The organism is Calditrichota bacterium, assembly GCA_020637445.1.
GTDB lineage: Bacteria > Electryoneota > RPQS01 > RPQS01 > RPQS01 > JABWCQ01.
The window spans coordinates 264,593-285,341 of record JACJVZ010000003.1; the positions used below are offsets into that span (position 1 = coordinate 264,593).

The window sequence follows — 20,749 nt, forward strand, 5'->3', positions numbered from 1 at the left end:
GAAAACGCCCCGACCGTTTGGCCGGGGCGTTTTTTGTTTGAGGATTCCGACAGGGAACCGCTGCGCTTGGTCCCTGCTCGGAGAGTTATGTTATCCCAACTCCGTTGCCAGTCTCTTTCTAAAAATGACAATTGCGATGCCGGTCATGATCGCGGCCATACCGAGACAGACTCCGCATTCGAGCAGGATTCCGGAGATTCCTTGATTGCGCCAAAAGATGTCATTGAATCCGCGCATCGCCCAGTAGACGGGCGTAACTTCACTTATTGCGCGAATAAACGGCGGGAGCATGAAGCTGGGAAACATCGCGCCGCCGATGGACGAGATGCTTAGGATCACTACGACTTGAATGCCGCTTGCTTGCTCTTCGGTGCCGGACAGCGCGGAGATAATCAATCCGACGCCGCTCATCACAATCGCGGTCACCACAATCATCAGAAGCAGCGCGGGCAAGTGATCCCAAATCTGCAAGTCGAAAATCAACCAGCCATAAACCATCATCGCAAAAAGTTGAAAGCTGCCGAGCGTGACGGCATACAGAAGTTTCGAGAGCAGAATATCGCCTCCGGTCGCACCCATCAACAAGAGTCTTTGCGCCGTGCCCGAGCGCATTTCGCGCAGCAGCGACGCGGCGATTGCACCGACGCCGAAGAGCATGAACATCACGGCCGTGCCGGCGGTCGTATGTGACACGGCGGAATTGACGACTTGTTGACCGACGACTTGCGTGCGGGTGATTTGATTTACTTTGTCAAAACTCTGCGCCATGTTGAAACCGCCGCTATCCGCGGCCGCGTTGTTCTCACCGAGCAGCATGTCTTCAGGCACGAGGTCCTTGAAGCTCATACCACTGTCGGGAAGTTCTACGCCGAAGTTTTTCTCAATCGCCGAAGCGAGATCCTTGTTGAACATCGACGTTGACATTGAGTCCAGCATGCCGGACATCATCGCCGACGGCATCAGCATTGGAAAGGTCTCGAACGAAGTCTTTTGCATCAGCCCGAGCAAAACTCCGGCAGTTATTGGATCACGAGTATCTTCGAGAATGTGCGCGCGGATTTCACCGTCTTTAATGCCTTCGGTGAAATCCGAGGGAATCACCAAAGCAGCCGAGTAGGTTCCACCGTAAACAAGTTTTGCCGCGGCGGCACTGTCATACATGGAGCTGTCCTTAGGCGAACGGTCGATCATCTGCAGTTCTTCGAGTTTGTCGAGCGAAGAAATGAACCGCGCGCCCGCCGGGCCGAGGTCCTCGTTGACGGCAATCACTCTCAGCTCTTTCAGTCCTTCACTGCCTTGACCGCCGAACACAAATCCAAACACGACGATCATCACCATAGGCACAATAAAAGCAAGCCCGAGTGCGACGGGGTCCGCGAGAAAGATCGCGAGGTCTTTGCGGGCCAGATACCAGATTTTTTTCATGCGTCGCGCAGCTCCCGCCCCGTTAATTCAAGAAACAGCATTTCCAAATTTGGCGCCACGACTTCGACGCGCTGCGCACCTGTGAAGCCCGCGAGCGTTCCGAGGATATCGGGCAAACCGTCTTCACCTTGGGGAATGTAATCCACCCGCAAGCCGGAGAGCTTTCGTTCGACTCCGTTCAAACTCGGTGGAGTTTCATTTTCGCTGCGCAGAATAAGCCGGACGAACCGCGGAGTCTTGACGAGCTTGACCAACTCATTTAGCGAGCCGACTCCGAGCAACTTACCGTGATCGAGTATGGCGATGGTGCGGCAAAGTCGCTCCGCTTCTTCCATGTAGTGAGTCGTGTAGAGAATCGTCATGCCCGATTGATGCAGCGATTCGAGCAAATCGAAGATGCTCGCGCGCGACTGCGGATCGACTCCAACCGTCGGTTCATCGAGCAAAAGAATTTTAGGTTCGCTCAGTAGCGCGACGCCGAGGTTCAAACGCCGTTTCATGCCGCCGGAAAAAGTCTTGACTCGCGACTTTCTGCGATCGGAAAGCCCGACTTGTTCGAGTACGCGGTCAATCCGTTTGTCGAGCTCTTTTCCGGTCACTCCGCGAAGTTTGCCGAAGAGTTCGAGATTTTTTTGCGCGGAGAGCACATCATACAGAGCAATGTCTTGCGGAACGACGCCCATGGCATACGGAATTTGCCAACGCTCGAGTTTGCTGTCGAAAATTCGCAGTTCACCGCTGTCGGGCGCAACCAATCCGCAGAGCACGCGCATCAGGGTCGTCTTCCCCGCTCCGTTGGGCCCAAGCAAGCCAAAGAAATCACCTTTCGCAACCGAGAACGAGACGTCATTCAGTGCGCGCACGTCGCCGAAGGACTTGCTGATACTCTTGATATCAAACGCACTCACGATTTTTTCCCCAAAAGTCCACCGAGCAAGCCGCGAATGAGCGACCGTCCCGCTTGCGAAGCGGCGGCGCGCGCGGCAGATTTCATCACGGCAGTCATGACGTCCTCCGGTCCTTTCGCAGATTTCTTCTTTGCTTTGCTGACTTCTTCGGCTTTCTCGGAAGCAGCGGCCTGTTCCGCTTTTTGTTTTAGTTTTTCGTAAGCGGATTCACGGTCGACGCTTTGTTCGTAGACTCCCGCCACAATCGAACTTTGCATCGTAACGAGCCGCTCGTTGTCTTCAAGCGGCCCGATGCGCGAGAACGGCGGCAGGATGTAGGCGCGTTCAGCGGGTGCGGGCACGCCTTTTTCGTCGAGAAAACTCACCACAGCTTCACCGATTCCAAGTTCCGGAATTGCCTTTTCGAGATCCAGCCCGGGGTTGGCGCGAAACGTCTCGGCAGCCGCTTTCAATTTCTTTTGTTCGGCGGGCGTGAACGCACGGAGCGCGTGCTGCACACGATTTCCGAGCTGAGTGAGAACTTTTTCGGGCACGTCCATCGGATGCTGCGTGACAAAAAACACTCCGACACCTTTTGAACGAATGAGCCGCACGACCTGCTCGATCTTGTCAAGCAGTGCAGCGGGCGCGTCGTCGAACAGCAGATGTGCTTCGTCAAAGAAGAAGACGAGTTTGGGCTTTTCGGGATCGCCCACTTCGGGAAGCCGCTCGAAGAGTTCGGAGAGCATCCACAGCAGAAATGTCGCGTAGACTTTGGGAGCGCGCACGAGTTCTTCGGCATGGAGTATATTGATATATCCGTGACCGTTGGCGTCCGTCTGCAGCAAGTCCATCAAATCAAAGGCAGGTTCGCCGAAGAATTTGTCTCCGCCCTGCTCTTCAAGCGTCAAGAGCGCGCGCTGAATTGCGCCGACGCTTGCGGGTGAAACGTTACCATATTCTGTGGTGAGTTCCTTGCGAATCTCGCCGACGTGGGCCAGCATCGCCCGCAGGTCTTTCAAGTCGAGCAAGAGCAGACCTTCGTCATCGGCATAGCTGAAAATAATCTGCAGCACGCCGGCTTGGGTTTCATTGAGATTCAGGAGCCGCGACAGGAGCAGGGGTCCCATCTCGGATATCGTCGTGCGGATCGGATGTCCCTTTTTTCCGAACACGTCCCAGAAAATGGTAGAATTCCCGGAGAACTCGTGTTCTTTGATTCCCAGCAAGTCAAGCCGCTTTTGAAATCTCTCGGACATTTTACCTGCCGTGGCGACACCGGACAGATCGCCTTTGACATCGGCGGCGAAAACCGGGATTCCTGCACGGGACATGCGCTCGGCCATGACCTGCAATGTGACGGTCTTGCCTGTTCCCGTCGCTCCGGTAACGAGACCGTGACGGTTAAGTCTTTTAGGAAGTACGGAGATTTCGACGGAGTCTTTGAGAGCTATGGGCAGCATAACGAAATTGAGTAGAGTTGAAGGTAGGTTGAGGGAATTCAGGAGATTGAGGTCAAACGCGAAGGAGGGCTCGCGTTTAATTTAGTCAGATTTTCCGTAGGAAGTCAAGATAACGTCTCAAACGCCTTTTGAACGATGTTAAGGAAGAGAGCGGTGTTCACATGGCCTCGCAGGGGAGAATCAGTCCGTAAGTTCAATGTTTACAAATTGCATCCCGTGGCTCAGATGCCTACCATATTAGGTTAACGGTGAATCAGAGGAGCGGAGTTTTGACGGACCAGACGATTCAGTGGATGATCATTATCGCGTATGTCACCTTTATTTTTGTGAAGGGCGTGATGAAGAGCAAGAACATCCATTCGACGGATGACTACTTGGTCGCGGGCCGTAATGTTGGCTGGTGGCTTTTGTTTGCGACGATGGGTGCAACGGTAATTGGCGGCGGGTACTCGATCGGTGCGACCGCAAAGACATACGAGTACGGAGTGCTGTGGGTACTGATCTCCATGGGCGGCTATCTGCACTTTATTTTTTCGGGGATGGTCGTCGCGCCGAAATTCCGGGAAGCTGAACTCTATACGGTCGCAGGCTACTTCAAATACCGGTTTGGCGAGCGTCCGCGATTTGTTGCGATGCTGCTCTCGCTGCTGTTTTCGGTATTCATCATCGCGGCCCAGATGGCAGCCTTTGGTTCAATCTTGGCGACCTTGATGCCAGGCGCGGCGGAAGGCGGTTTCGACGTGCGCTGGGCAATCTTGATCGGCGGGTTTATCGTCATCGTGTACAGCACAGCAGGCGGATTGTTGGCCGTGATATACACGGACGTCTATCAATTCGTGGTCTTGTTCATCGGATTTGCGGTGACGCTTGCGATGTGCGCGCCGGATTTGATTTCTTCATGGGGACACGTACAAGCCACCCTTCCCGACAAGTGGTTTTCTTTTGACGGCGGCAAGGGGATCAGCTTTTTAGTAACGACGTTCTTTGCATTTTTGCTGGGAGAGACGTTTGCGCCGGGGTATGCGACACGCTATTGCATCGGCCGCGACATCAAGCACACGCAACGCGGTATTGCCGGTGTGGGAATCGTACTGGCACTGACCTTTCCGCTGGTTTTGTTCTTCATCGCCTTGTACGGCAGGCTGCATTTCCCGAACATAGATTCACAGCTTGCACTTTCTTTGGTCATAAAGAATCTTCACAGCCCGTGGATCGCGGGACTAATCATCGCGGCTCTGCTGTCGGCGGTGATGTCGTCAGCGGACTCGGCTCTTAACTCGTGCACGGCGATTTTCGTCAAGGACGTTTTCGAAGACCAATTCAAGACGCAATTCAAAAGCGACAAGGAAACGTTGAAATGGGCGCGGCGTTTGACGATGGGCGTGGGAGTCGCGGCGACGCTTGTGGCATTCTTTTGGCCGGACATTATCGGGCTGCTGCTTTTCACTTACCACTTGTGGGCGCCGGGAATCATTCTTCCGGTCGTATACGGGACACTAACCAAGAAGAAGTCGCCGGCTCTGACAGAGGCCATTTTCTTGACGATGGTCCTTTCCGTAATCGTCACGTTGTTCTATCGCAAAACAAGTTACGCCGAAACTTTTGATCCTGCTGTCTTCGGCGTCATCGCAAGCATTGTGATTTTCGCGATTATAAGGTTATTCAAGAAATGAACACTATCATTTCCACGGCCATCGCTCAGCGGCATGCGCTGCACCGGCTGGCGGAACTCTCCAATCAGGAGAAATTGACATCCGAATTCGTACAGGGGTTTGTGCAAGGCTGCAAGCCGCTGGCAATTCACGCGCATCTTGGCGGACATGGTTTGATCGCGGAATTCGGCATCAAAGATGCGCAGCCTGTTACTTTGTTTCGTGCGGAACTCGACGCACTGCCGATTCCCGAAACGATCGATGCTCCGCACGCGTCGGACGCACCGTTCGTGAGTCACAAATGCGGTCACGACGGTCACATGGCGATTTTATGCGGCATCGCACAACATTTGCGTGACCATCCTCTCAAAAGGGGCCGCTTGGCTTTGCTCTTTCAACCGGCGGAAGAGACAGGAGACGGCTGTGCGAAAGTCATGAAGACGGCAGTCTTCAAGAAATTGAAACCGACGACTTGTTTTGCGCTGCATAACCTTCCGGGCTACGACGCAGGTCAAGTTGTCGTTCGCGAGAATCTCTTTGCCGCGGCGTCGCTCGGTCTAATCATTCGACTGCACGGCAGTACGTCACATGCTGCGGAACCGCACAAGGGCAACTCGCCGACGCGCGCTTTGGCAACACTGCTTGATCAACTTCCGTCCGTACCGCACTATCATGCGGGGCTGTTCGACTCCGCGCAAGTGACCGTTATCCACGCTCAACTGGGCAAAGAAGCATTTGGAACATCACCGGGCGACGCGGACATCATGCTGACCTTGCGGGCCGAATCGGACACTCTTTTAGACATTTTGCTTCAAACCTGCGTTCAATTTGCAAAGTCGATCGCGCTCCTTCATTCTCTCAAATGTTCCACGGACGTCACCGAGCGCTTTCCGGCCACCGTTAACGACGGTGCTTGCGTGGCCAGAGTGACCAGCGCCGCTCAACGCTCCAATATACCATTGCTGGTCACTGAACGTCCTTTCGCTTGGTCGGAAGATTTCGGTCATATGTTAAAGAAATGTCCCGGAGCACTTTTCGGCATCGGCGCAGGCAAGAAGCATCCGTCTCTGCATCATCCCGAATACGATTTCCCCGACGAGATCATCGAGCCCGCCCTTCGAATTTTCACCGAACTTCTTAAAGATGAACATTACTGAAATTGAAGATACGACTCTCTCCGGACTATTCTCAAGTTCACGCATAGAGATATCGAAGTCCGCGCTGCAAAGCAATTTAAGTTTTTTGCGCAAAGTCATCGGCAAGAACGTCATCATTTGCTCGGTCGTCAAAGGCAACGCCTACGGTCACGGCATGGAGCAATTTGTGCCGCTTGCCGAGACTTGCGGCGTGCGCTGGTTCGCCGTTTATTCCGCGGACGAAGCCTTACGAGTCTTCAACAGCAGCACGGCGGGATCGTCGATCATGATCATGGGCGGTATGTCGCGGGACCAAGTCGAGTGGGCTATCGAACACGGAATTACGTTCTACGTGTTCGATCTCAATGAACTGACTTTCGCAATCGAATCTGCCCGAAAGGTCGGCAAGCGGGCACAAGTTCATCTCGAAATTGAAACGGGCATGAACCGCTTGGGTTTTGGAGAAACCGCGCTTGAACAAGCGGCGGAACTGATAAAATACAACAACGAGCTTGTCGACGTGGTCGGAGTATGCACGCACTTTGCGGGAGCCGAAAGCGTCGCCAATCACTTGCGCATTCAGCACCAGATTCAGACTTTTGAAACGCGGTTGGAGTGGTTGTTCGGACTGGGAATTGAACCTCGATTGCGGCACGCGGCAAGTTCGGCGGCGACTTTCAGCTATCCGTATACGCGGTACGACATGGTGCGGGTTGGTATTGCACAATACGGATTTTGGCCAAGCATAGAGACTCGAATGCAGTATGTCCTTCAGCAGCAAGCCAACGGCGGCAAGCAGCTTGCGCGCGATCCTCTGACACGCGTGCTGCGCTGGAAATCACATGTCATAAATGTGAAAGACGTGCGAGCAGGCGAGTTCATCGGTTACGGCACGTCGTTCCTGACTACCCGGCCGTCGCGAGTTGCGGCGGTTCCGGTCGGATACTACCACGGATTCAATCGCAATCTAAGCAACGTCGGGCACGTCTTGGTGCGCGGCAAACGCGTTCCCGTCGCCGGAGTCGTGAACATGAATCTGATGCTCGTGGACGTGACGGACGTACGCCACGTGGAAAACGGCGACGAGGTTGTGTTGATCGGAAAGCAAGGCCGCAGCGAAATCACGGTGGGCGCATTCAGTGATTTGACAAAGCTCCTGAACTACGAAGCTCTCGTCAGACTGTCGCCGGATATCGCGCGAACGGTCGTGCCGTAACAACAATTTGCAACAAATGAAAAAGGACTCGCAATTGCGAGTCCTTTTTGCTCAGAGAAAGGAGATTAATAGCTGACGATATCCGGCTGCACGCTCATCTTGACATTACAGCCGTCCTTCTTGGATACGTCTTCGATATCATGCTCAAACGCGCGCACCATTTTCTTGCTAAAAGCATAGAGGCGCACGAGTGGCTGTTCGGGAGTCGGCATTTCAACGTAGACAATGCGGTGCGTGACATAAAAACACAAGATCAAACCGATCGTCGAAACAATGAAACCGAGCCACAGGAACTCCGTGCCCATGGATTGACGGATGTCAAAAATCGTAGCGATGTCTTGCCCGGCTTCTGCTCCCGTAAGGTCGGCGGCTTCAAAGCGGAGATCGCCGATCGTAATCTGATGACCCTGCATTGTCAAGAACGACCACATCGACCGGTGGAAACCGTCAGGACCGTTTGCGATCAATTCAACCGCGGGATTCGAGAAACTGCCGCTTGCGGAATAGGCATTTCGCTGCGCGTCCATCTTGAAATCAGGCAGCAACCGGCCCGCCGTGATGGTAATGCTGTCGCCGGGAATTGACACAGTTTGGCCTTGCTTCACCGGGATTCTGTCCACGACGTTTCCCGCCGTGTCACTGACGACAATCGTAAGTTGATCGTAGCTCGCATGCACGCGCGGCGCAGACGGGTCGTAAGAACTTTGATAGAGTCTAAATCCCGAGCGGCGCAAGGGACTATTCACAGAGATTTGCCGTTCGTCAACAACTTGTCCGTCTTCAATGATAGACACGCTGCTGATATATTGCTTGATATTGCCGGAAGCCTGTTTGACGTCCCAACTATTGGAAATCCACTCATCTTCCATCGAGACGAGTTGAGTGTTTCCGTTTTGATCGAAGCGTTCGATTTGCCACGTGCCGGGACTGTCTTCTTTAACCAGCCTTCCGAACCACTCACCGTCCACAAGCACCCATTGACGGGCTTGCAAGGGATAGAATTCGACTCTGAAACTGTCGATGCGGACTTCAAACGGCAGTTCTTCGAAAGCAATCGTGTCGCCGGGATAGCCGCCCGCGCGGTACTCGTTGTCACCGAACGAACCGACCAATCCTCCGATTGCCAAGAATAACAAGCCGAGGTGAGTCAGCAACGGACCCCAGAGCGCGAGCCTGCCGGATTCCCCGACCCAAAGTTTGTCCGTGCTGAGACGCGGAGAAAGTTTCGTGGACAACCGTTCGATGAACGACGCGGGAGCTTCGTCGGTCGTCAAATAGATCGGCGAAGTTTTTTCGTTGATCGTGCGCGGATCAAGTTCAGGTTTTTTGCTCCAACGGCGCCAAACGATCGGCGTGCGCTCGAGAATGCATGCGAACAGAGAAAGAGAAAGTAAGCCGACCAGTCCGCGATACCACCACGAGCGGAACGGATCGTTCAAATGCATTGCCTTATACAAGAACTGACCGAAAGCGCCGGCTGTGGTCTCAGGTTGGTTCGCCAGCCACTGCGGATCGATCAACTCGTCGCTAAAGAGAGACGCGAGCGATAAGACACTCAAGATGATGAGAATCCAAATCGCGAATTTCATCGTCGAGAGCATCGCCCACAGTTTGGGCTTGCGGCTCACCGGTGCGGTCAAAGAGTTTGTGGAAGTCATACTGAGTTTATGCGTAGGCGTGCAAACCGCCGAAGAAATAGTTGCCGAACAGCGAGAGCATCATCATCGCGAAGCCGATCAAAGACAGCACGGCGGTTTTGGGACCGTTCCATCCGCGTTGATAGCGGGCATGCAAAAATGCGCTGTAGAAGAGCCAAATGATCAACGCGCCGACTTCCTTGGGGTCCCAACTCCAGAATGATCCCCACGCGCTTTCGGCCCAGATCGCTCCAGCGAAAAGCGCACCCAAAGTGTATAGTGGATACCCGAGCGCGACGCTGCGATAGTTTACTTCGTCGAGCAGTCTGCCATCCAAGTGAAGTTTACCCGCGACGGCTCCAAAGCCCAACACGGTATGCAGGAAGAACATGCCGATCGTGCCGAAAACCATGGTAATGCCGAAGAACTCAAAAATGCGCAACGGACTATCCGAGGTCAACGTCACGTCTCCCCTGCTGAGCAGAATTCCGCCAGCCAATGCTCCGAGGAACAAGCCGGAGAATCCGATTGCGGCCCAGTAGCGCGACTCGACGGACGGAATTTTCTTGAACATATAATTCAGAAGTCCGCCCGCGATGACGAGATAGATTCCGAGCAGCACGAGAATGTTTCCTCCGCTCAAAGCAGAACCCATGAAGGTCATGCTTGATTGAGACGCGAGCGCGTTGCTGACGCGGCCGACAATCGCAATGATCAGCGGGATAACGACGAGTACTTGAAACGGAATTTTCATGGAAGGTTTGAAGAGACGCTTGGCTTCGTCTTCGCTGCGAACCGCGAGTAAGTACACAAACGATACCGCTGCGGCGACCGCGAAGGCACCGGCGCCGACGGAAGCCAATGTAACATGTATCATCAGCCACGAGCTGCGCAGCGCGGGCATGAGCTGTTGACTCGGATCCTTAGGCAGAAGCGATGCCGCTACCATCAGCATGATCACGACCGGCGAGATCAACGCGCTGATGATCCAGTTTCGATAACGCCAAGTCAGATAGGTGAAACTCACTACCGCCATCCAACTCATGACCGCCATGTATTCGTACATGTTGGACATGGGAAAGTGACCGGTGTTGTTCCAGCGAATGAAGAAGGCCGCCGTTTGCGGAATGAAGCCCGCCGCGAAACAGATCGAACCGAGTTTCGTCCAGAACGGTTTGCGCGCGGCAAGCCAAATCGTGAACGAAAGCCATCCGATCAGATAGGCCCAAAAGGAAAACCAAAAGAGTTGAACATCAAGTGAGGGTGACATGTCACACCAGCTCTGCTGCGGTTACATTAAATGAAAAAAAGTCCGCACGCGGCCGAACCGCAAGCGGACTACCAAGTAAAATCAGACGAGGCCGAAGGTCAGAGTTCTTCGGAAGATATCTTTCAAAACGGGGGTGCTGTGCAAAGGGCACATTTGTGAAATATTACGCGAATAATTTCGTCATTCGTTAGTGCATAGTCAAGCATAATCGATGTCTATTTGTCACATTGACACGAGATTGTGCTCACAACGCTCGGCTCGATATTCAAGCTAAACATCGAATAAGACTTGGTCTGTCAGCTTTGCAAAGAGGACTGGCAACTCATCACTTAGCAAAAGTATCACGCTCCGGGGGGAGCTTCTGCAACGCCGACAGTGAGGTCCGGTGGCACTCGATGCACGCTTGGTTCAGGCCGTGGGTGCGAGTTTCATGTTCGTGACATTTGACACACAGGGAGCGTTCGCTCGACGAATTGAAAGGATTGGAAATCGGAAACGATCCGGAAACCACACCATCCAATTGAAGCTTTGCAACGCGAAAATCCCAACGACCGAGATCCACGGCACTCGAACCATGAGCACGGTGGCACGTGATACAGGCAATTTCGCTTCGTCCGTCAGGTCCGTTCATGCTCGTAGTTGTTACTGAGTTGCTTTGAAACGGCACCTGCGGCAAATAGGACGTAAACGGATCGCCTCCGGTTGGATTGAGCGACCCGTCGTAGCGTTCGTAGGAAACTCTGGTTCCTTGAGTCAGTGAGCCGCGCACGGGATGTTCAAATCCGACCGGATTCACTTCATGAAACAACCCGTGGCAGTTGGCACACCAGTTTGTCCAGCCATAATTGTAAGCGGTGTGGTTTTCTCTGGACTCCGCCGCGCCTTCAATGGCAATGCCTTGAGCAATCGGCGCGGGATACAAGAACTTGTAGTCTCCGGCAGGAACATCGCCGGCGCCGCGCAGCATGCGGAAATTTTGGTTTCCGTGGGGATCGTGGCAACTCGTACATCCCAAAGCAGAAGACGGGTAGGTTCCGCCGGGCGACATTGCGTTGTCGGGATCAGGCAAAGAACCTTGTGACGGAGCGACGCAGTTGTGAATGCCGTGACTGCCGCTGAGCGGGAATTGCGCGCCGTCGGGAGCGTCGTTGATATTCTGCGCACCGACAAAAATAAAGTTTCCGCCGCCGTGTTCGGGAGCGGGCAGCAAGGGGTTGACGGACCATACCGCGCCTTGTTCCGTCGCATGACAACTTAAGCACAATTCCGTCGGGGAATTCGTAAGCAACAAATAGTTGTTGTCAGGGTTCGGATTGACCGGCTGCCCGTTTTCGCTGTTGTGTATCGTATGACACATTGAGCAATTCGCCGTACCGCCGTCGTGAAAGGCGAGCGCAGACTTGGAAAACCAGGCCGCAGCCGCAAGCATCACAATAATTTTCACATATCTCATGAGCGGACCGGTTTAGCTTCCGGGATTTCTTGTAAACTTGTATCCTGCGGCATAAACCGTATGTAAGTGTTTGGGATTGCGCGGGTCTTCTTCGAAGAACTTACGCAGCCGGACAATTAAGTTATCAATAGTTCTCGTCGAGGGATAGCGGTCGTAGCCCCAAACTTTCTCGAGAATTTCGTCGCGTGTGATGACCTCTCCCTCCCGCTCAACCAGCAGCTTTAGGATCATACACTCTTTTTGAGTCAGCTCCACCTTACCGTTGGGTGTATCAGCCGTGTAGGCCGCCAGATCGACGCGGCATTTTCCGATATCGAGTTTGCTGCCTTCTTCCGGTTCCTTGCGATACCAGTCATTGCGCCGGAACATCGCGCGGATTCTGGAGATCAACTCGCGGATGCTGAAGGGTTTGGTAATGTAGTCGTCACCGCCAAGTTCGAGTCCGCGCACACGCGCGTCGTCGCTGTCGCGAGCCGTCAAGAAAAGTATCGGAATGTGATTTCCTTGCGAACGGACTTTCTCGCAGACTTCAAAGCCGCTTGCTCCGGGCAGCATCACATCGAGAAGTACCAAGTCGTGCCTGCCGGCTTGGATTTCTTTTATGGCCGAGAGCCCGTCGGCCACGTGGTACGTTTGAAAACCCTCGGCTTCAAGATTCAACTTGAGACCCGCGGCAATGTGCGCTTCGTCTTCGACGATTAAAATCCGCTCAAGCATTTTCACCCCGGGCCGGCGGAATATGTACGATGAACTGCGACCCTTTGCCTTTGCCTTGACTGCGCGCGGAAACGGTACCTTTCATCGACTGCACGATTTCGCGGACGAGATAGAGGCCGAGTCCGATCCCTTGCGAAGTACGAGTATCTTCGTTTCCAATCCGGTAAAACCGCTCGAAAATCCGTTCGGCTTCGTCGGGCGAAAAGCCCTGGCCTTGATCGCTGACGACAAGTTCGATTTTGCCGTCGTGCTTGGTCAAAAACACGTCGATCATTCCTCCGTCAGGAGAATACTTGACGGCGTTGTCGACGAGATTCTTCACGACCAAGTGCCAGCGTCGGGCGTCCGCCATCGCATACAAGCCGTGCTCCGTGTCAACATTTAAGTTATGCATGCCGGAAAATTCGATACGGTGCTCGAGCTCGCGGGCGGCTCGCACGGTCTCTTCGCTGACGTCGATTCGCTCGAGCGGCAGCGCGGTTCCGGGAGTCAAGACTTTTTGCGCTTGAAGAAGCCTGTCAATCAGATCTCCCAGCCGTTCCAAATCGACGGACATCGTTTCCAAAATTTCCGCGCGCTTCTCCGGTGGAAATTCCCGCGCCGTCAGCGTATCGACGTACATACGCAACGACGTCAACGGAGTTTTGAGTTCATGCGACGTCGCCGCCAAAAAGACGGACTGTCTGTGCTCCATGTCAATTTCTTCACGGAGAGTTCGCAGCATAAAGAGCACGCCGGCGAGCACAAGTAAACCGAAGAACGCGCCCTCCGAGATAAACATGCGCGTTCTTTTGTGCACGCGGGCCGCAAGTTCTTCGCGTTTGTTTGCTTTGACTTCGATTGAGCCCGACGCCGTAACTTCCAGATCGGGGAAAGTCTGCGCGAGCCATTCGCCGAAATCATTTTCAAACGACGCGCGTTGGAAGTACGCGACGACGATCTGCTGCTGCCAATAGCCGTCCTGAGTTTCGATCAAGCGGCGGCCTTCGTTGTATTGATAAATCGACCACCACGCGAGCTGTGCCAACGCAAAGAGCGAAATCAGAGCAAAGAAAACGAAGTGCCTTCTGAAAGGCAAACTTGGATTCCGCCACGCATTGCGCAGCCAGCCGAACATTTATCGAATCACTCCCAGCTTATTTGGTTGCGGCGAGCGCCTCCTTCGCAATCTCGATGGTTCGCTCGACATGGTCGTCGCTGTGCGCGAGAGACACGAACCAGCATTCGTATCCGGACGGCGGCAAATGCACGCCGCGTTCGAGCATAGCATGGAAAAATTTCTTGAAGCGCGCGTGATCGCATTTTTGCGCGTCCGCATAGTTATTGACCGGTTTGTCCGTGAAGAACAAAGTCAGCATCGAGCCCACTCGCTGCACGACGGCCGGAATCTCAAGCTCTTTGCAGGCAATGAGCAACCCCTCAGCGAGCCGCGCGGATTTTTTCTCAAGTGTGCGGTAGGCCGAATCGTCGAGCTGCGCAAGCGTGGCCAGTCCGGCCTTCATCGCCAACGGATTTCCCGACAAAGTGCCTGCTTGATAGACGGGCCCTTGCGGTGCGACGAGCGACATGATCTCTTTCTTGCCGCCGTAAGCGCCGACCGGAAGGCCGCCTCCGATAACTTTGCCGAACGTGGCAAGATCGGGAAGGATATTGAAGAGCTCGATGGCGCCGCCGCGCGCGACGCGGAAGCCGGTCATCACTTCGTCGAAAATCAGCAATGCACCGAACTCGTCGCACAGAGCGCGCAGTCCACCCAGAAATCCGAAATCCGGCGGAATGCAGCCGACATTTCCGGCGACAGGTTCGACGATTACGGCCGCGATGCTTTCGGGATCAGTTTCAAAAAGAACGCGTACGGAATCAAGATCGTTGATCACGGCGCAGCGCGTGTCCTGCGCGGCACCGGGCGTGACACCCGGGCTGTCGGGCAGACCGAATGTTGCGGCACCCGAGCCTGCCTGCACCAAGAACGAATCGGCGTGACCGTGATAGCCGCCCGAGAACTTTATGATGACGCTGCGTTTTGTGGCGGCGCGCGCAAGACGAATCGCGCTCATCGTCGCCTCGGTGCCGCTGTTGACGAAGCGCACCATTTCAATACCGGGCACGCGCGACACGATATCTTCGGCCAAATTGACCTCGGCGGGCGACGGCGCGCCGTAGCTGAAGCCCATGTCGACGGCGCCGTGCACGGCGTCGACGACCGAGGGTTCGCGGTGGCCCAGTATCATGGGTCCCCAACTTCCAATGTAATCAATATACTCGTTTCCGTCAACGTCCACCAAGACCGCGCCCTCGGCATAGGCGATCACGGGCGGTTCACCGCCGACGGATTTGAAGGCTCGGACAGGAGAATTGACCCCGCCGGGCAGGACTTTTTTCGCGCGTTCGTTCCACGACCGGGAAATCGTGGTCGAGTGTTCGGTTTTGCTGTCGAGAATATTGTTGGACATTTCGGTTATTTCTCCTCTTTGAGCCATTCAGCGGCTTCGGCCGCATGATAGGTCAGAACAAAATCGGCACCGGCTCGTTTGAACGACAGCAGCGTTTCGAGAATGATGCGTTTGCGATCGATCCAACCGTTCGCTGCGGCGGCTTCGATCATCGCATATTCGCCGGAAACCTGATATGCGGCGGTGACTCTTTTGTATTTCTCTTTGATCGTATGAAGAATATCCAGATAGGCGATTCCCGGCTTGACCATGACCATATCCGCGCCTTCGGTTAGATCAAGCTCAACTTCGCGCAAGGCTTCTTCGGCATTGGCGGGATCCATTTGGTACCCGCGGCGGTCGCCGAATTGCGGAGCGGAATCCACCGCCACCCGGAACGGACCGTAGTACGCCGAAGCATATTTTACGGCATAGGACAGAATGGGAATGTGCGAATAATCATTGTCATCGAGGATTTCCCGAATTGCTCGGACGCGGCCATCCATCATGTCAGACGGAGCGACGATATCCGCTCCGGCGCGCGCATGACTCAGCGCGGTTTTGGCCAGTAACTCGAGCGTGGCGTCGTTGTCCACTTCCTGGTTGCGAATGGCTCCGCAATGTCCGTGGCTCGTGTATTCGCACAAGCAAACGTCCGTGATGACAAGCAGATCGGGAACGGCTTTCTTAATGGCGCGAGTTGCTGACTGGACTTCGGCATCATCAGCATACGCTTGGCAACCGACTTCATCTTTGTGAGTTGGGACACCGAACAAAATGACTCCGGGAACGCCGGCATTGTGGCAGCGCTCGGCCATTTCGACTACGCGGTCCACGGACCAATGAAACTGTCCGGGCAGACTGGAAATTTCGGTTTTGATGTTGTTGCCGGGAACGACGAACAGCGGCTGAATAAAGTCAGTCGGGTCGAGACGGGTTTCGCGCACTAAGCTGCGCAGCGTTTCCGTGCGGCGCAATCTGCGCGGCCGGTCAGTGGGAAAGCTCATGATTTAGTTTTTCGAGAATCTCTTCGGTCGCGCGTTTATCTTTCCCGGCGAATGCGACCGTCACGGCGCGGGCGAGTGTCAAATCATCGCCATCGGCCGCAGCGCGGCGCATGTTGGCGATGATCAAACTGGTAACTTTCTTCATCATCGAACGCGAAAATTTGTCGACCTCTTCCATGTCTTCAGGCCGGAAGTGCTTCGCCTGATGTTCGACTTCGGAAGCGCGGATTGTTTCAAGCGCAACCTGCAACTGCTGAATACTCGGTGCGATGCGGTTCTCGCGGTACCATTCGTTGAAGATGTGAACTTCTTTTTCGACCAATTCTTCGGCACGTACAGCTTCTTTTTGGCGCGCTTTGATATTTGACGCGACCAGCTCCTGAAAATCATCGACTGTATAGACGTACACGTCATCTTCGGAGGCAAATTCCGGATCGATATCGCGTGGTACGGCCAGATCCAGAAACAGCAACGGACGGCGCCGCGATTTCAGACCGCCCTTGCACTCTTTCAGGGTCACAACTTGCGTCGGCGAAGACGTGGCGGATACCACCAAATCTGCCCATCCGATGTCCTCGGCAGTGGGAGGGAAAGACGTGATTTGACCGCCGATTTGCTCGGCAAGTTCAGCGGCATGCGCGGCAGTGCGGTTGCTCACGCGCCAATTGCATGCGCCAGCGTCACCCAGATATTTGGCCGCGAGGCGGGTTGTTTCACCTGCGCCGACCAACAGGACGTTTTTCTCGGCAAATTTATGATAGAGCCGTTGCGCGACTTCAATGGACGCATAGGCGACGGACACCGCGCCCTGCGAGATGGCGGTGCGTGTGCGCACTTGTTTGCCGCAGAACAACGCTTGGGTGAATAATTTGTTCAGGATTCCGCTCGTACAAGCGAGTTCCAGCGCGGAAGTGTAGGCATTCTTCACTTGTGCCAAGATCTGAATTTCACCAAGCATCTGCGAATCGAGTCCCGACGCGACGCGGAAGAGGTGCTTCACCGCGTGCGAATCTCGATTAACATAAGCGACATTGCCGTCTTCGGGTTCAAGTTCAAACATGTCTGCATACAACGCACGCAGTTCCGCTTCGTCAAAGTGGAAGGTCGGCGAAAGATAGAGCTCGGCACGGTTGCAAGTCGACAAAATTGCCGCACCTTCAATATTCGGATGCCGCACTAAACGCTCAAGCAACTCGGGAAGCGCGTCGGGCGAAATGGCGGCGCGCTCACGCAGGGCGAGTGTCGCCGTCGAGTGGTTCAAGCCAATCATTTCAAGTTTCACGATTGGCCTCCAAAGAAGATTTGGAGCACGGTGCCGGCAATCAGCAGGAAGATCACCGCCGACGTCGCCACAGCGAAACGGGCTTGTTTCTGGTCGCTGAACCAGTGCATTCTTTCGGAGAGCGCCAAAAGCGACGCCACGAACCACAGCGCGAACATTTCATGCAGGTGGCTGAAGAAACTCGGATTGCCGGATTTCTCGACGAACATGAAAACGACCGCCGACGCGAAACTGACGGTGATAAGGACCCAGCCCAGATAAATGGCAAACGTACGCAGCTTGTGCATCTCGTCCATGGAGGGCAGCGAAGAAAACAGTCGTCCAAAGTTGCGGCTCTTGAGTTGGCGTCTCAACAAAATCGAACCTGCTCCAAATACGCCGCTGCCGAGGAGCATTGCGATTCCGGCCATGGACATGACAATATGTACGGCGGACCAGGCTGAATGTAATTCGAGCGGCGCCGTGGTGTGACGCAACCCGGCGGCAATGCCACTCAAAAGCAACACGACGACCGTGATCAAAGGCAAAACAACGAGCATGCGCTGTGAAATCTTGCGCTGCACAAGGAGCTGGTCCATCCAAACGAGAAATCCGAGAAAGACGCTGATTTGCCCTGCCGTAAGAATCGGAATTTGCCGTTGTTCGAAAGAGAGCCGTGTCAGCCATGCCGCGTAGACGATCAACGTGAACCAGCCGATTCGTCCGGCAATTCGTTCGAGCACCTCGTCCGGTTTGTGATACAGCGTCACCCACATCGACAATAACCCGCCGAAGAAAACCAAGAGGATTGCCGGGAACAATGTGTAGGTAAACATATTAGTTCAGCCTCCACATGTCAAGCAGTAGATTGGCGACACGGAAGGCGTCTTTGGCGCAGCCGTTGACGGAGACGCCGCGGTATGAAGCGCCGGTGAACAGCAGGCCGGGAAGTTGACGTTCGAGTATTTCAGTTTCGCGCACGCGATCGAGATGGCCGCGCGTATACTGCGCAATGCCTTTCGGATGGCGAATCAATTTACGGAAAACGGGATCGCGCTTCACGTTGAAGAGTTTGCGGTGCTCCTTAGCCGCAAGAGACTCAACGTCTCTGTCGCTTAGTTCAACGATATCCGGATCGTGTGCGCCGCCGATCATCGTGCGCAGCATATGCGTACCGGCAGGCGCCTGTCCGGGGAAGATCGCGTCGCACCAGAGCGATCCCAGCGCGCGATAATCTTCGCCGCGCGGAATCAAAACGCCGAACCCGTCGAGCGAGTGACCTACGTCTTCGATTTTGTGGCCGTGCGCCACGACGTCCACCGGCGCAAAAGGAATTGCCCGCAAACCCTCGGCGGCATTAAACGACAACTCCGAGACGATTTCCGCGGCGGCATAAGACGGACAAGCCAGAATCACGACGTCTGCCGAATGAGTTTGCCCGTTTGTCACAACTTCAAACGACTCGCCTTGCTTGAGAACGGCTTTCACTTCACAATTGGTGATGATATTTTCTTTGAGCTCCGCCGCGAGCGTGTCGGTAAGTTCGCCCATGCCGTTTTCGAACGTGGTCAATGTCGCGGCCGCGCCGCCGGGGCCGCCTGAGATTTTTCCGTTGCGCTTGGCTTCGCGTTTTTTGGCAATCATCGCGCGGAAAAGTCCTCCGTGGTCTGTTTCCATTTCCACCATTTTGGGAAACACGGCACGCAGCGAAAGCTCTTTCGCGTTTCCCGCGAAGATTCCCGAGACCATCGGGTCGATCATGTAGTGCGCGAAGGTGTCGCCCAATCTGCGTCTCGCGAAATTGTAAACGGTTTCATCTTCACCGTCGCGCTTGGCGGGAACGGCAAGCTCCATCGCAACGCGCAGCTTCGATTTCACGGGCAGAATACTCGACGACAAAAATTGGCGCGGACTGAGCGGCACTTCGTGCATTTGACCGTGATGATAAATATAGCGTTTTGACGCGTGCGACGAGGCTTTGACCAAACGTTTTTTCAAACCCAGCCGCTCGATCAAATCAAGCGTCGCGGGTTCATTGTCGAGAAAACCGTTCGGTCCCCATTCGCAGGTAAACCCGTCGACGTGGTCGGTGCGCGTCGCGCCGCCGGTCATGTTTTTCGATTCGAGAATCGTGATCTGGGGATTTGCACCGCGTTCACGTCCCAACTCGCGGACCAAATACGCCGTTGCCAAACCCGCGATTCCGCCGCCGACTATAACAACTTTTGGACTCAAGGGATCAGAGGGTTGCAGCATGATTCTTCTCCCGCCACACATTCATGAGCGCGCCGGCGAATTTCGGATCGTCGTTAAAAACCCGCACGCGCACGTATTTCTTGACGCCGCGTTCGTTGACGAGATTCTTCGCGACGTCATCCAAATCATAGAGTGTTTCCAAACAGTCAGCGACGAAACTCAGCGGCATCATGACGATCGGCGCATCGCTTTTCGCCCATTCTTCCAATGCGTCTTCCATATAAGGTTTGGTCCACTCGACCGGACCGACTTTGCTTTGAAACGCGACGATCCACTCCGTCCCGTTCGGCAGCCGCTCAGCAAGTTTTTCCGCCGACGCGCGCACGCGGTCCGGATAGTCGTCGCCGCGATTGACGTAGATTTTCGGGATGCCGTGCGCGACAAACATTACACGCGCACCGGGTCCGGCTTCTTCAAGCGCGGAGTTCAAATACTCTTCCCACAGGTCAAGGACGCTCTCTTCTTGTCCCCAATCTTCAAGATACTCGAATTCGATTTGCAGTTTCTGCGCGGCGTGTTCGACGACTTTCATGACCGAACCCGTCATCGTATGCGTGTAGTGCGGGAACAACGGCAGCACGTTGATTTTGCTCACTCCCTTTTCAGCCAGCGCGGTCATGGCCTCTTCGATCGTCGGATTCATGTACCGAAACGCCCAAGCGACTTCCATATCTTCGCCGCGGATGGCGAGCTCGCGAAGAATGTTTTGCCTGAGCGCTTCGGTCCAATCAAACAGGGGGCTGTATCCGCCCAGCGATTCGTATCGATCCGCGACTTCCTCTTTGCGTTTCATCGCAATCAGACTCGCGAGTGGTTTTCGGATCACGGCGGGCAAGTCGATGATCGCGGGATCGCTGAAGATTTCGCGCAAGTAAGGTTCGACGTCATTGCGGCGGGCTGGACCGCCCATATTAATAATGAGGAGGGCTTCTTTCAC

At 54.6% G+C, this 20,749-nt stretch carries 17 protein-coding genes; 3 read left to right on the forward strand and 14 right to left on the reverse strand.

Features of this window, described 5'->3' with window-relative positions; all coding sequences use genetic code 11:
* Positions 1 to 90: 90 nt before the first annotated feature.
* The 3 genes from H6507_11980 to H6507_11990 are packed head-to-tail and all read right to left on the reverse strand — an operon-like array spanning position 91 to position 3,775.
* Positions 91 to 1,425, reverse strand: coding sequence for an ABC transporter permease (locus H6507_11980; GenBank protein ID MCB9369820.1), 1,335 nt, complete (start codon positions 1,423 to 1,425; stop codon positions 91 to 93).
* The gene (locus H6507_11985; protein ID MCB9369821.1) at positions 1,422 to 2,336 is read right to left on the reverse strand and encodes an ABC transporter ATP-binding protein; all 915 of its coding nucleotides are present in this window, start codon (positions 2,334 to 2,336) and stop codon (positions 1,422 to 1,424) included. Before H6507_11985 ends, H6507_11980 begins: the two co-directional genes overlap by 4 nt.
* Positions 2,330 to 3,775, reverse strand: a complete 1,446-nt coding sequence (locus tag H6507_11990) for a DUF853 family protein (GenBank protein ID MCB9369822.1) — start codon at positions 3,773 to 3,775, stop codon at positions 2,330 to 2,332. The genes H6507_11985 and H6507_11990 overlap by 7 nt, the downstream gene beginning before the upstream one ends.
* 248 nt (positions 3,776 to 4,023) lie before the next feature.
* On the opposite strand from H6507_11990, the gene H6507_11995 reads away from it, so the two are divergent.
* Genes H6507_11995 through alr form a run of 3 tightly spaced genes read left to right on the forward strand, consistent with a single transcriptional unit; the run spans position 4,024 to position 7,779 of the window.
* The gene (locus tag H6507_11995; GenBank protein ID MCB9369823.1) at positions 4,024 to 5,448 is read left to right on the forward strand and encodes a sodium:solute symporter family protein; all 1,425 of its coding nucleotides are present in this window, start codon (positions 4,024 to 4,026) and stop codon (positions 5,446 to 5,448) included.
* Positions 5,445 to 6,584, forward strand: coding sequence for an amidohydrolase (locus H6507_12000; protein MCB9369824.1), 1,140 nt, complete (start codon positions 5,445 to 5,447; stop codon positions 6,582 to 6,584). Before H6507_11995 ends, H6507_12000 begins: the two co-directional genes overlap by 4 nt.
* Entirely contained in the window at positions 6,571 to 7,779 is a 1,209-nt protein-coding gene (alr, locus tag H6507_12005) for an alanine racemase (GenBank protein ID MCB9369825.1), read from the forward strand. Before H6507_12000 ends, alr begins: the two co-directional genes overlap by 14 nt.
* A 65-nt stretch (positions 7,780 to 7,844) precedes the next feature.
* Here the strand turns inward: alr and H6507_12010 are convergent, their stop codons facing one another.
* The 11 genes from H6507_12010 to hemH all read right to left on the reverse strand — a co-directional run bounded on the left by H6507_12010 (position 7,845) and on the right by hemH (position 20,749).
* Positions 7,845 to 9,437 carry a cytochrome c biogenesis protein ResB gene (locus H6507_12010; protein ID MCB9369826.1) on the reverse strand — a complete coding sequence of 531 codons (1,593 nt, stop codon included), beginning with the start codon at positions 9,435 to 9,437 and terminating at the stop codon, positions 7,845 to 7,847.
* A gap of 7 nt (positions 9,438 to 9,444) precedes the next feature.
* Entirely contained in the window at positions 9,445 to 9,990 is a 546-nt protein-coding gene (gene ccsA, locus H6507_12015) for a cytochrome c biogenesis protein CcsA (protein ID MCB9369827.1), read from the reverse strand.
* Between the two features lie 1,021 nt (positions 9,991 to 11,011).
* Complete coding sequence (locus H6507_12020; GenBank protein ID MCB9369828.1) at positions 11,012 to 12,139, reverse strand: hypothetical protein; 1,128 nt, start codon at positions 12,137 to 12,139, stop codon at positions 11,012 to 11,014.
* 12 nt (positions 12,140 to 12,151) lie between these two features.
* Positions 12,152 to 12,856, reverse strand: coding sequence for a response regulator transcription factor (locus H6507_12025; GenBank protein MCB9369829.1), 705 nt, complete (start codon positions 12,854 to 12,856; stop codon positions 12,152 to 12,154).
* Positions 12,849 to 13,973, reverse strand: a complete 1,125-nt coding sequence (locus tag H6507_12030) for a HAMP domain-containing histidine kinase (protein ID MCB9369830.1) — start codon at positions 13,971 to 13,973, stop codon at positions 12,849 to 12,851. The genes H6507_12025 and H6507_12030 overlap by 8 nt, the downstream gene beginning before the upstream one ends.
* A 19-nt stretch (positions 13,974 to 13,992) precedes the next feature.
* Positions 13,993 to 15,309, reverse strand: coding sequence for a glutamate-1-semialdehyde 2,1-aminomutase (gene hemL, locus H6507_12035; protein MCB9369831.1), 1,317 nt, complete (start codon positions 15,307 to 15,309; stop codon positions 13,993 to 13,995).
* A 5-nt stretch (positions 15,310 to 15,314) separates the two neighbouring features.
* Positions 15,315 to 16,295 (reverse strand): porphobilinogen synthase, encoded by a 981-nt coding sequence (gene hemB, locus H6507_12040; protein ID MCB9369832.1) that lies wholly within the window; start codon positions 16,293 to 16,295, stop codon positions 15,315 to 15,317.
* Positions 16,279 to 17,577, reverse strand: a complete 1,299-nt coding sequence (locus tag H6507_12045; protein MCB9369833.1) for a glutamyl-tRNA reductase — start codon at positions 17,575 to 17,577, stop codon at positions 16,279 to 16,281. Before H6507_12045 ends, hemB begins: the two co-directional genes overlap by 17 nt.
* Complete coding sequence (locus tag H6507_12050; GenBank protein ID MCB9369834.1) at positions 17,574 to 18,392, reverse strand: hypothetical protein; 819 nt, start codon at positions 18,390 to 18,392, stop codon at positions 17,574 to 17,576. Before H6507_12050 ends, H6507_12045 begins: the two co-directional genes overlap by 4 nt.
* 1 nt (position 18,393) lies before the next feature.
* A complete protein-coding gene (hemG, locus tag H6507_12055) occupies positions 18,394 to 19,812 on the reverse strand; it encodes a protoporphyrinogen oxidase (GenBank protein ID MCB9369835.1) in 1,419 nt (472 codons plus the stop codon).
* The gene (hemH, locus tag H6507_12060) at positions 19,796 to 20,749 is read right to left on the reverse strand and encodes a ferrochelatase (protein ID MCB9369836.1); all 954 of its coding nucleotides are present in this window, start codon (positions 20,747 to 20,749) and stop codon (positions 19,796 to 19,798) included. Before hemH ends, hemG begins: the two co-directional genes overlap by 17 nt.

Excerpts from the sequence above, each read along its gene's own strand:
- H6507_12030 (MCB9369830.1), bottom strand. The coding sequence starts at position 13,973 with ATGTTCGGCTGGCTGCGCAATGCGTGGCGGAATCCAAGTTTGCCTTTC.
- hemG (MCB9369835.1), bottom strand. The coding sequence starts at position 19,812 with ATGCTGCAACCCTCTGATCCCTTGAGTCCAAAAGTTGTTATAGTCGGC.
- H6507_12000 (MCB9369824.1), top strand. The coding sequence starts at position 5,445 with ATGAACACTATCATTTCCACGGCCATCGCTCAGCGGCATGCGCTGCAC.
- H6507_12010 (MCB9369826.1), bottom strand. The coding sequence starts at position 9,437 with ATGACTTCCACAAACTCTTTGACCGCACCGGTGAGCCGCAAGCCCAAA.
- hemL (MCB9369831.1), bottom strand. The coding sequence starts at position 15,309 with ATGTCCAACAATATTCTCGACAGCAAAACCGAACACTCGACCACGATT.
- ccsA (MCB9369827.1), bottom strand. The coding sequence starts at position 9,990 with ATGTTCAAGAAAATTCCGTCCGTCGAGTCGCGCTACTGGGCCGCAATC.
- hemB (MCB9369832.1), bottom strand. The coding sequence starts at position 16,295 with ATGAGCTTTCCCACTGACCGGCCGCGCAGATTGCGCCGCACGGAAACG.
- H6507_12020 (MCB9369828.1), bottom strand. The coding sequence starts at position 12,139 with ATGAGATATGTGAAAATTATTGTGATGCTTGCGGCTGCGGCCTGGTTT.
- alr (MCB9369825.1), top strand. The coding sequence starts at position 6,571 with ATGAACATTACTGAAATTGAAGATACGACTCTCTCCGGACTATTCTCA.
- H6507_12050 (MCB9369834.1), bottom strand. The coding sequence starts at position 18,392 with ATGTTTACCTACACATTGTTCCCGGCAATCCTCTTGGTTTTCTTCGGC.
- H6507_12025 (MCB9369829.1), bottom strand. The coding sequence starts at position 12,856 with ATGCTTGAGCGGATTTTAATCGTCGAAGACGAAGCGCACATTGCCGCG.
- H6507_11980 (MCB9369820.1), bottom strand. The coding sequence starts at position 1,425 with ATGAAAAAAATCTGGTATCTGGCCCGCAAAGACCTCGCGATCTTTCTC.
- H6507_11990 (MCB9369822.1), bottom strand. The coding sequence starts at position 3,775 with ATGCTGCCCATAGCTCTCAAAGACTCCGTCGAAATCTCCGTACTTCCT.